The sequence below is a fragment of the Actinocatenispora thailandica genome (assembly GCF_016865425.1).
Taxonomy (GTDB): Bacteria; Actinomycetota; Actinomycetes; order Mycobacteriales; family Micromonosporaceae; genus Actinocatenispora; species Actinocatenispora thailandica.
The window spans coordinates 4,035,298-4,046,046 of sequence record NZ_AP023355.1 but is presented as its reverse complement, the minus strand read 5'-3'; the positions used below and the strand labels follow the sequence as shown (position 1 = coordinate 4,046,046).

Sequence of the window (10,749 nt, the reverse complement as noted above, 5' to 3'; positions counted from 1 at the left end):
GTCGTGGCGCGGACCGGGAACAGGAGGCCCAGTGGACAGCACCGAACTGGCCCGGCGGCTCGCCGAGATCGTCGGCGAGCGGCACGTCCGGATCGCCGAGGGCGACCTGGAGGCGTACGCGCGGGATGCCACCCCGCTGTTCCGCCACCGGCCGGACGTGGTGGTCTTCCCCGGCGACGCCACCGAGGTCGCCGCGGTGCTCACGCTGGCCACCGAACTGTCGGTACCGGTCGTGCCCCGCGGCGCCGGCTCCAACCTGGCGGCCGCCACCGTGCCGCTGGCCGGCGGGATCGTCCTGGTGCTGACCCGGCTCACCCGGATCCTGGAGATCTCCGGCCCGGAGCTGCTGGCCCGGGTGCAACCCGGGGTGTCGACCAAGGCGCTCGCCGATGCCGCCGCGGCCGCGGGCCTGCTGTACGTGCCCGATCCCGGCTCCCAGGTGGTGTCCACCGTCGGCGGCAACGTCGCCACCTGCGCCGGCGGGTTGCGCGGCCTCAAGTACGGCGTGACCCGCAACTACGTGCTCGGGCTGGAGGTGGCGCTGGCCACCGGCGAGATCATCCGCACCGGCGGCCGGCTGTGGAAGGACGTCGCCGGCTACGACCTGACCCGGTTGCTCACCGGCTCGGAGGGCACCCTCGGGGTGATCACCGAGGTGACCGTCGCGCTGGTGCCGAAGCCGGCGGCGGCCCGCACCGGCGTCGCGTACTTCACCGACCTGGCCGCCGCCGGCCGCGCCGTCGCCGCCGTGATCGGTGCCGGCATCACGCCCGCGACCTGCGAGTTCCTCGACCGTACCTGCGTGGCGGCGGTCGAGGACTACGCCCATCTCGGCCTGGACACCGACGCCGGTGCGCTGCTGCTGTTCGGCGACGACGGCGACCCGGAGATGGTCGAGGCGAGCCTCGCCCGGATCGGTCAGGTGTGCACCGAGCAGGGCGCCACCGGGGTGACCCTGGCCGGAAGCATCGCGGCCAGCGAGGACCTGCTCGCGGCGCGGCGCTGCTCGCTGCCGGCGCTGTCCCGGCTCGGCTCGCTGACGATCCTGGAGGACGCCACGGTGCCGCGGCCACAGCTGGCCGAGATGGCCGACCGGATCGCCGCCATCGCCGCGAAACACCGGCTCACCATCGGCACCTTCGGGCACGCCGGCGACGGCAACCTGCACCCGACCTGCGTCCTGGACGCGCACGACACCGAGGCGATCGAACGCTCGCACGCCGCGTTCGGTGAGATCTTCGCCGCGGCGATGGAGCTGGGCGGCACCATCACCGGCGAGCACGGCGTCGGCGCGGCGAAGCTGCCGTACCTGGAACGCCGGCTCGGCGCCGACCAGCTGGCGCTGCTGCGCCGGATCAAGTCGGCGTTCGACCCGGCGGGCATCCTCAACCCCGGAAAGCTCGGCTCGTGACCGGGCGCCGCGGGTCGCGCGGAAGGCGGTACTGCTGATGGCCGGCGACAAGATCTTCGACGACGAGCTGCTGAGCCGGTGCATGTCCTGCGGGTTCTGCCTGCCGAGCTGCCCCACCTACCGGCTGACCGGTGAGGAGGCGTCCTCGCCGCGGGGCCGCATCACGCTGATGCGCGCGGTACAGGAGGACCGGCTCGACGTCACCGATCCGACCGTGCTGGCGCAGTCGGAGTTCTGCCTGGGCTGCCGGGCCTGTGAGCCCGTCTGCCCGGCCGGCGTCCAGTACGGGCAGCTGCTGGAGCAGTGGCGCGACACCGAGTGGCAGGGTCGGCGCCGGCCGCTGCTGGCCCGCGGGCTGCTCGCGATGATGTCCTTCGTCGGCATGGTCGGCATCACGCTGCTCGGGCTGGTCCGCCGCGCCGCGGTCACCCGACGCGGCACCGAGGCCGAGCCGCACCTGATGCTCGGCTGCGTCGAGCGGGTGCTGTACCCGAAGGTGTCCCGCTCGGCCCGCCGGCTGGTGCCCGCGCTGCGGGCGCCGGCGGTCCAGGGATGCTGCGGGGCGCTGCACGCGCACAACGGCGAGTCGGAGCGCGGGCGCCGGCTGGCGCGGCGGCTCGGCCGGCGGCTGCCCGGGACGATCGTCACCACCTCCGGCGGCTGCTCCGCGCACCTGACCGCCGAGCTCGGCGCCGACCGGGTGGTGGAGTTCTCCGCCTGGATCGCCGCCGGCAACGGCCCGGACCCGGCCCAGCTTCGCGCGATCATGCTCGACGAGAACGGCGAACCGCTGCCGCCCCACGCATCCGGTGGCCGGCCGGCGCGGATCGGCCTGCAGGACTCGTGCCACCTGCGCAACGCGGTCGGCGTCTGGCGCGAGCCGCGCGAGCTGATCGCGCGGCTCGGCGAGTACGTCGAGGTGCCGGACGCCGGTGGCTGCTGCGGAGCGGCCGGCTCGTACTCGGTGCTGCGGCCGGCGGATTCGCGCGCCGTGCTGGCGCCGAAGCTCGACGCGCTGGCCGGGCTCGACCTGGACTACCTGGCGGTGGTCAACCCAGGCTGCTACCGGCAGCTCGCCGGCGCGCTGAAGGGCAGCCGTACCCGGGTGGTGCACCTCGCGGAGCTGCTGGCCACCGCGGCGCCGAGCTGAGCGCCGGCGAAACCGCTCGACGGCTGACGCTGCGTGACCTGGCGCATTGCCGCTCGCGCCGGCGCCGGGCATGGCAGCCTGAGACGATGGCAGTACTGCAGGCCCGCCGGGTGCTGGGGTGCCTGGTCGCCGCCGCCGCATTGGTGCTGGTCGCGGCCGGTTGCGGTGGTTCCGGCGGCGATGCCGGTTCGTCGCCCCGGCCCTCGGCGCCGAAGTCCACGCCGGCCGGCCTGGCCAGCCCGGCGCCGCACCTGGAGTCCGCACCGCAGCCGAGCGGCTCGCCCGGGTTCCCTGCGCCGACCAGCGAGGCCGGCCGCCGGCAGCTGCTGACGGCGGTGTTCCACGACGCGCAGGACATGTGGGCGAAGATCTTCGCCAACAGCGGGATGCACTACCAGCAGGCGAAGCTGACGATCTTCACCGGTGACGTGCACACCGGCTGCGGCGAGGCGTCCAGCGACCTCGGACCGTTCTACTGTCCGGCCGACCACGGCGTCTACCTGGACACCTCGTTCTTCACCGCGCTGCAACAACAGTTCGGCGTGCAGGGCGGCCTGCCCCCGGCGTACGTGGTCGGGCACGAGATGGGCCACCACGTGCAGAACCTGGTCGGCACGCTGGCGCGGGTGCAGGCGGCGCAGCAGGCCGCGCCGGCGCAGCGCAACCAGCTGTCGATCCGGCAGGAGCTGCAGGCCGACTGCTACGCGGGCGTGTGGATCCACAGCAGCTACGCCCGGGACATGGTCAGCGACTCCGACCTGAACGACGCGCTGCACGCCGCCACCGTGATCGCCGACGACTTCCAGCAGCATCGCGCCACCGGCACGGTACGGCCGGACCAGTGGACGCACGGCTCGGCCGCGCAGCGCCGGCACTGGCTCAGCGCCGGGTTCACCAAGGGCGACCCGGACGGGTGCGACACGTTCTCCGCCCAGTGACACGTTCTCCGCCCAGTGACCCGGCGCAGCCGACGGCTCAGCGCGGGTACGGCAGGTTCCCGGTGTCGCGCGGCATGCTCGGCCGGATCTCGCCGGGCGCCAGCACCTCCTGCGGCGCCGCACCGCCGTGCGCGTACAGCACGTACACCGCGACGATGTTGACACCGATGATCATGATGGACCAGAACGGGTAGGACGGCATCACGACCATCTGGGTGAAGATGTCCAGCACGATGGTCAGCGCCGCGAGCCAGCGCACCGAGCTGATCCGGAACAGCAGCAGCACCCCGCACCCGGCCTGCACCACGGCGATCGCGAGCAGCGCCCAGCCCCAGGCGTTCAGCGGCCCGAACACCAGTACCGCCGAGGACACGAACACCCGGGATCCGGCGATCGCGGCGATACCGTCCAGGCCGTTCATCACCGCCAGCACGACCAGCAACAGGCCGGCCAGGGCGACGCTGTGCCGCACGTGCCGGCGTACTCGATAGCCCTCGCTGGGTGCCGCGGCACTCATCGCCACACCTCCGGTCCGCCACGGGTCGCGGTGTCGCGTTCCCGCGATTCGTGCCCAGTATCGGTCCGTGCCGCGGCCACCACCGGCGAAACCGCCGAAACCGCGCCGGATCCGTGGCGCCGTGCGCCGACCTCGTCGGTACCGGGTGGTTGTGGCAGCATCGGCTGGCGTGAGCGACGTCGGTCTGTATCTGCGGCGGATGGTGGGCCGCGACCCGGGCGAGGAGCACCGCGCCTCCACCCCGCTGGAACTGCTGTTCGACCTCTGTTTCGTGGTTGCCGTGGCGGCCGCCTCGACCCAGCTGCACCACGGCCTCGCCGAGGGGCACTGGGTCGCGATCCTGCAGTACGCGATGGTGTTCTTCGCGATCTGGTGGGCCTGGATGAACTTCACCTGGTTCGCCTCCGCCTACGACACCGACGACGTGCCGTACCGGCTGCTGACGCTGCTGCAGATCGCCGGCGGGCTGGTGCTCGCGGCCGGCGTGCCGAACGTGTTCCACCACTACGACTTCGCCGTCGTCACCGTCGGGTACGTGGTGATGCGGGTGGCGATGGTGGGGCAGTGGCTGCGCGCGGCCCGCGAGGATCCCGCCGGCCGCGGCGCCACCCTGCGGTACGCGGCGGGGGTCAGCGTGGTGCAGCTCGGTTGGGTGCTGCGGCTGCTGCTGCCGGGCACCGCCGGCCTGGTCGGCTTCCTGGTGCTGCTGGTCGCCGAGCTCACGGTGCCCGCGTTCGCGGAGGCGCGCGGCCGGGAGACGCCGTGGCATCCCGGCCACATCAACGAGCGGTACGGGCTGTTCACCCTGATCGTGCTCGGCGAGTGCGTGTCCGCCGCGGCGGTCGGGGTGCAGTCGGCGATCACCGACCGCGGCCTGTCCACCGGCCTGCTGGTCACCGCGGGCGGTGGTCTGGTGCTGCTGTTCGCGATGTGGTGGCTGTACTTCAAGCACGAGGCCACCGCCGCGCTCAAGATCAAGCAGAGCCAGAACCTGCTCTGGGGTTACTCGCACTACGTGGTGTTCGCCTCGGTCGCCGCGGTCGGCTCGGGTCTGACGCTGGCCGCCGACGGCGAGACCCCGGCGATGGTGGTGGCGTTCGCCATCGCGGTACCGACCTGCCTCTACCTCGTCACCAGCGGCTACCTGCACGGGCTGCTGCTGCCCGGTTCGGTACCGGTGGTGACGCTGGTGACGGTGCTCGTGCTGATCCTGGCGACCGCGGCGGTGGCCGGCGCGCTCGGCCTGCCGGCCAGCGTGGTGGTCATCGCCGCCCTGGTCACGATCCTGCTGGTGGTCTCGATCCGGACGGCGCAGCGGGCCGAGGCCGCCCCGGCGTCCTGACGGCGCGGCGCGCCGCGACCGCCCCGGCGGGCCGCGACCGGTCCGGCGTTCTGGCGGTGCGGCGGCCCGGGACCGCCCCGGCCTTCTGACGGCGCGGCGGTCAGCTCAGGGGGAGCGAGGCGATCGCACCGCTCGCCAGCGCGGTCGCGACGGCATCCGCCGAGGAACCCGACACCTTCACCGCGATCAGCACGTTGGCGCGCCGGGCCACGGCCGTGGTGGATCCGGCGCCGGAACGCACACACGCCGCGTCCCCGATGCCGTCGAGCCGGATTCCATTGCGGCACAGGGTCCGGAAGCCGACCCTCGTCGAGCGGGTCGGCGACGAGAGCAGGGTGCCGTCGCCGCGGGTCAGCGTTGCCTTGACCTGCTGAACCCGGCTGTCTCGATCCACCTTGGTCGGCTCCCAGACGCAGCGGGACCAGTCCGAGCGGCTGGTACGTTCGGCGCGGGTGCGCAGCCGCTTCGGGTACTGGCGGTCGAGTCCGGCGGAGTCGAGCAGCCGACACGCGTCCGGCGTCGCGGTCACGGTGGCCTCCCAGGGCCAGCCCATCCCGTGCGTGGCCACCCAGCCGACCGCGGGACCGCCGAGAATCACCAGCCCGAGCAGCGCCGGGAGCGCGGCCGGTACGGGTCGTAGCCGGGGCCGCACCGCGTTCGGCGGCGCGTACTGCTGGAGTTCGGCCAGCTCGCGCCGGAAGCGCCGGCTCGGCCACCACGGACCGCACAGCGGGGCTCGCAGCTCGACCGGTGGCCCGGACCATCGATCCACCCGGACCGACCAGCCCGAGTACCGCCGGCGGGCGGCGATGCCGCGGATGTCCGGCCGCGCGATCGTGACCGGGTCGGCAAAGCCGCCGTCGGCCCCGATCGAGTACGGGCCGAGCGTGGTGCGGGTCCGCCCCTGTGCCAGGCCGGCGAGCCCCGCCGACACGGCGGTCGCCCCCAGCACCAGTGCGCACAGCCACGCCAACAGTCGGACCTCCACCAGGCCGCCGAACCCGGTCAGGAAGCCGATTCCCACCGAGAGCAGCACGGCGAACAGGAGGAGCGGCGGGGCCAAAGCGGAGACTGTCCGGGCGATCCACCGACCGCGGCCGGTCCGGTACGTGCCCGTTGTTGGCTGCATGCCTGCATCATCACCGGTGTCGGCAACCTGCGAGGTCACTGCGCGGCGCCCTCGGCCGGGCCGCCACCGCGCGCCCGGGTACGGTGTGCGCGTCGGGAGGCCACCCGGCACCCCCATCGGTACCTTCGCGGGAGTCACCGTGCGCGACATCGCCGTGTTCACCGGTTCGGCCCATCCGGCGCTGGCCGCCGAGATCTGTGAGCACCTCGGAGTACCGCTGCATCCGGCCCGGGTGGACCGGTTCGCCAACGACTGCCTGGAAGTGCAGCTGCAGGCCAACTGCCGGGAGCGCGACGTCTACCTGGTGCAGCCGCTGGTGGCGCCGGTGCAGGAGCACCTGGTCGAGCTGTTGCTGATGGCCGATGCCGCCCGCGGCGCCTCGGCCGGCCGGATCACCGTGGTGATGCCGCACTTCGCCTACGCCCGGTCGGACAAGAAGGACGCGCCGCGCATCTCCATCGGTGGCCGGCTGGTGGCCGATCTGCTCGTCACGGCCGGCGCCAACCGGGTGCTCACGATGGCCCTGCACTCGCCGCAGGTGCACGGGTTCTTCGCGGTTCCGGTCGACCATCTGCACGCGCTGCGTGAGCTGGCCGAGCACTTCCGTGGCTACGACCTGTCGCACACCGTCGTCGTCTCGCCCGATCTGGGGTACGCGAAGCCCGCGTCGGCGTTCGCCAGGCTGCTGGACGTGCCGGTGGCGGCCGGCGCGAAGCAGCGCTTCTCCGACGACCGGGTGCGGATCACCTCGGTGATCGGTGAGGTCGCGGACCGGGACGTGATCGTGCTCGACGACGAGATCGCCAAGGGCAGCACGATCCTGGAGCTGCTGGCGCGGCTGCGCGAGCAGGGCGCCCGCAGCGTCCGGGTGGCGTGCACGCACGGCCTGTTCGCCGACGGCGCCCTGGACCGGCTCACCGCCCAGCCGGACATCGCCGAGATCGTCTGCACCAACACGGTGCCGGTACCGCACGAGTCGGTGACCGACAAGCTCACCGTGCTGTCGGTGGCGCCGGTACTGGCCGAGGCGGTGCGCCGCATCCACAACGGCGAGTCGGTCAGCGCCCTCTTCGACACCCCCTGACCCAACGCTCCGATCCCGCCCCGCGCCCCGCCGCACCTGCGGGTTGATCATGGCGTTGTCCGTGATTGACAACGATGTCGATCGAGACACCATGATCAACTTTGCTGGAGGGCCGGGGAGAGTGGGAATGACTGGCTGGTCTGAATTGTCTTCTTGGTGTTGACGTGTTGGCCTCGATCCTGTAAACAACCTTTACATTAAATGCGGGCTATGTGCCGCATGTCGGGATTCGAGGAGGGAGACACCATGGGGGACGGACGCTGGAAACGACGCCTGGTCACCGCCGCGGTGGCGGTCGGCACGGCCGGCGCCGGGGTGCTCGGCACCTCGACGCCGAGCCAGGCGGCCGTGGGCGTCGCCGCGCCGTACGTGGACATGTCCAACTCGCAGGTCGGCCTGCTCGACCAGGCCGCCGGGGCCGGGCTGACCCACTACACCGCGGCGTTCGTGATCGGCTCCGGCTGCAACCAGATCTGGGGCGACACGCTGCCGGTCGGCAACGACCCCAACGTCGACGGGGAGATCGACAAGGCCCGGTCGGAGGGCGCCGAGCCGATCATCTCGTCCGGCGGTGCGGCCGGCCTACCGCTCGCCTGGACCTGCACCGACCAGAACACGATCGTCGCCGGCTACCAGGCGCTGATCGACACCTACCAGGTCAGGTCGCTCGACTTCGACATCGAGGGCGCCGCGATCGCCGACACCGCGTCGATCCAGCGCCACTTCGCCGCGGTCAAGACGCTTCAGACGAACAACCCGGGGCTGACCGTCTCGGTCACGCTTCCGGTACTGCCGAGCGGGCTCACCGGAGACGGGGTCAACCTGGTGCGGGCCGCGCACGACGCCGGTGTCAAGATCGACGTCGTCAACCTGATGACGATGGACTACTACCAGGGCGATCAGGACATGGGTCAGGCCGCCGAGAACGCCACCGACGCCACGCTCGGCCAGTTGCAGGGCATCGACGGCAGCTACTCGTACGCGAACCTCGGCATCACGCCGATGATCGGCGTCAACGACGACGGCTCGGTGTTCACCCTGGACAACGCCCGGTCGGTGGCGAGTTGGGCCGCGGGCAAGGGGGTCGGCCGGCTGTCGTTCTGGTCGATCGACCGGGACCAGTCCTGCGGCTCGGTGGCCGCCGAGGCGCACCCCGACGCGTCGTCCACCTGCAGTGGCGTGGACCAGAACCCGCTCGACTTCACCACGGCGCTGAGCTGACCTGGCCCGCCCGGGGTGATCGCCCGGATCAGTACCGGCCGGTGGATCGCGCCGGGCCCGGGCCCGGCGAGGGTTCCCGATCCGACCCGCGGATCGGGAACCGACCCGGCCGGCCAACGGCCGTGATCCGGGCCACGGGAGGCGTTCCCGCCGGGTGGGTACGGGCCGCGAGCCGAACGGTTCGGCAGGCAGGCGTCTCGGCCGGGTGGGTACGGCCCCGCACTCGACCGGTTGGCTGCCCGGTGCACAACCGAACCGGCCGGCGGGCTCAGCCGGCCGGTTCGGCGTCACCGCGGTCGGGTCGGGCCCAGATCCCGCGCACGTCGTGGATGTGACTGCGCATCAACCGCTCGGTGCGCGGCCCGTCACCGGCGACGATCGCGTCGAGCAGTTCGATGTGGCCGCGCGACGACGCGGCCAGCTCGTCGCGCTCGGCCAGTACCGGCACTCCGTAGAGCCTCGACCGGTTCCGCAGGTCGCGGACCACCTCGACCAGGTGGGCGTTGCCGGCGAGGGCGAGCAGCGCCAGGTGGAACCGCCGATCCGCCTCGATGTAGGCGATCACGTCGCCACCGGCGGCCGCCGCGACGACCTGCTCGGCCAGCGGCCGGAGCCGTTCGATGGTCGCCGGGTCGACGGTCTCGGCGACCTTGCGCACCGCCGGTGCCTCGATCAGCGCGCGGATCTCGCTGTACTCGTCGAGCTGGGTGTCGGACAGCTCGGTGACCCGGAAACCCTTGTTGCGCACCGGCTCGACCATGCCCTCGCGAACCAGGTCCAGCATCGCCTCGCGCACCGGCGTGGCCGACACGCCGAACCGTTCGGCGAGTACCGGCGCGGAGTGGATCTCGCCCGGCCGCAGCTCACCGGTGATGACCGCGGCGCGCAGCGCGTCCGCGATGCGCTCCCGCACGCTGCGCGGCGGTTCGAACGAGGGCAGCGCCCCCAACCCGCCGCGACCCGACCGGCCGGTACTCACCGCTCGATCACCTCCCCGGCTCCGGCGCCCGGCCGAGGCGCGGGTAGGCCGCCGCGGCCACGGCGAGGTCCTCCCAGGCCATCCCGACGCTCTTGAACAGCCGCGGCGTGTCGGGCCGGACCGGCACGGTGCCCAGCTCGGCCAGGTTGACCAGAGCCCGGCCCTCGTCGACGCCGGCGAGCAGCAGGTCACCGGCCTCCCGCAGCGCCGCCGACCGGGCCTCCACGTACAGCTGGCAGCGGTGCACCGTGGCGTCGTCGACCTCCCGTGCGGTCGGCTGATGCGACCCCATCGCGACCACGGTCGCGTGCCCGGCCAGCGCCGCACCGTCGAACAGCGGGGTGGCCGCGCTGGTGCAGCACACGACCAGGTCGGCGGCACCGACCGCGGACGGCCCGGCCACCTCGGTGTCCACCCCGGCCGCGCCGCACCGGTCGACGAACGCGGCGGTACGGGCCGGGTCCCGGCCGGCGACCAGCAGCCGGCGGATCGGGCGTACCGCCCGCACCGCGTCGACGTGCCGGCGCGCCTGCGGGCCGGTCCCGTACAGCAGCACGTCCAGCGGTCGGTCGTCGGTGAGCGCGGCGATGGCGACGGCGGAGACCGCCGGGGTGCGCAGCGCGGTCAGTGCCGGACCGTCGAACGTCGCGAGCGGCTGCAACGACTCGCCGTCCAGCAGCAGGTAGATCCCGGTGATCCGGGGCTGGCCCCGGGTCGGGTTGCCGGGTGCGACACCGGCGACCTTCACCCCCGCGTACCGGGCCGTGGACGCCGGCATCAGCAGCAGCTGACCGGCGGGCACGTCGAGCACGGTACGGGCCGGGTCGGCTTCCGGATCGAGCCCGCCCGCCAGCGCCGCGTCGATCGCCGCGATCGCCGCGTCCATCGGCAGCAGCGAGCGCAACTCCGCGGCGCTCACGTGCCGGGGCACCGGTGCGACCGCGCTCATCGGTCTTCCGCCACGGCCGCGGTTCCGGC

General features: G+C 73.0%; 10 protein-coding genes. 6 read left to right on the top strand and 4 right to left on the bottom strand.

All coding sequences use genetic code 11. The annotated features are described in order from the left end of the window. The first annotated feature begins 31 nt into the window (after window positions 1-31). From Athai_RS18045 to ypfJ, 3 genes are all read left to right on the top strand, one after another. Complete coding sequence (locus tag Athai_RS18045) at window positions 32-1,411, top strand: FAD-binding oxidoreductase (RefSeq protein WP_203962561.1); 1,380 nt, start codon at window positions 32-34, stop codon at window positions 1,409-1,411. 37 nt (window positions 1,412-1,448) lie between these two features. Beyond that, window positions 1,449-2,561 carry a (Fe-S)-binding protein gene (locus Athai_RS18040; protein WP_203962560.1) on the top strand — a complete coding sequence of 371 codons (1,113 nt, stop codon included), beginning with the start codon at window positions 1,449-1,451 and terminating at the stop codon, window positions 2,559-2,561. 86 nt (window positions 2,562-2,647) lie between these two features. Further along, window positions 2,648-3,499 carry a KPN_02809 family neutral zinc metallopeptidase gene (ypfJ, locus tag Athai_RS18035; protein WP_203962559.1) on the top strand — a complete coding sequence of 284 codons (852 nt, stop codon included), beginning with the start codon at window positions 2,648-2,650 and terminating at the stop codon, window positions 3,497-3,499. Window positions 3,500-3,536: 37 nt separating this feature from the next. Here ypfJ and Athai_RS18030 read toward each other — a convergent pair whose 3' ends face one another. Further along, window positions 3,537-4,016: a DUF7144 family membrane protein gene (locus Athai_RS18030; protein WP_203962558.1), complete on the bottom strand. Its 480-nt coding sequence runs from the start codon at window positions 4,014-4,016 to the stop codon at window positions 3,537-3,539. 169 nt (window positions 4,017-4,185) lie between these two features. On the opposite strand from Athai_RS18030, the gene Athai_RS18025 reads away from it, so the two are divergent. Then, window positions 4,186-5,358, top strand: a complete 1,173-nt coding sequence (locus tag Athai_RS18025; RefSeq protein ID WP_239157020.1) for a low temperature requirement protein A — start codon at window positions 4,186-4,188, stop codon at window positions 5,356-5,358. A gap of 100 nt (window positions 5,359-5,458) precedes the next feature. On the opposite strand, the gene Athai_RS18020 is transcribed toward Athai_RS18025, so the two are convergent. Next, a complete protein-coding gene (locus Athai_RS18020) occupies window positions 5,459-6,421 on the bottom strand; it encodes a hypothetical protein (protein WP_203962557.1) in 963 nt (320 codons plus the stop codon). 205 nt (window positions 6,422-6,626) lie between these two features. On the opposite strand from Athai_RS18020, the gene Athai_RS18015 reads away from it, so the two are divergent. Together Athai_RS18015 and Athai_RS18010 are read left to right on the top strand one after the other, a co-directional pair. Then, a complete protein-coding gene (locus tag Athai_RS18015) occupies window positions 6,627-7,571 on the top strand; it encodes a ribose-phosphate diphosphokinase (protein WP_203962556.1) in 945 nt (314 codons plus the stop codon). Window positions 7,572-7,817: 246 nt separating this feature from the next. Next, complete coding sequence (locus Athai_RS18010; RefSeq protein WP_203962555.1) at window positions 7,818-8,792, top strand: chitinase; 975 nt, start codon at window positions 7,818-7,820, stop codon at window positions 8,790-8,792. A 268-nt stretch (window positions 8,793-9,060) separates the two neighbouring features. On the opposite strand, the gene Athai_RS18005 is transcribed toward Athai_RS18010, so the two are convergent. Beyond that, window positions 9,061-9,771 (bottom strand): GntR family transcriptional regulator, encoded by a 711-nt coding sequence (locus Athai_RS18005; protein ID WP_239157019.1) that lies wholly within the window; start codon window positions 9,769-9,771, stop codon window positions 9,061-9,063. 7 nt (window positions 9,772-9,778) lie between these two features. After that, window positions 9,779-10,720, bottom strand: a complete 942-nt coding sequence (locus Athai_RS18000; protein ID WP_203962554.1) for an ornithine cyclodeaminase family protein — start codon at window positions 10,718-10,720, stop codon at window positions 9,779-9,781. Window positions 10,721-10,749: the final 29 nt, after the last annotated feature.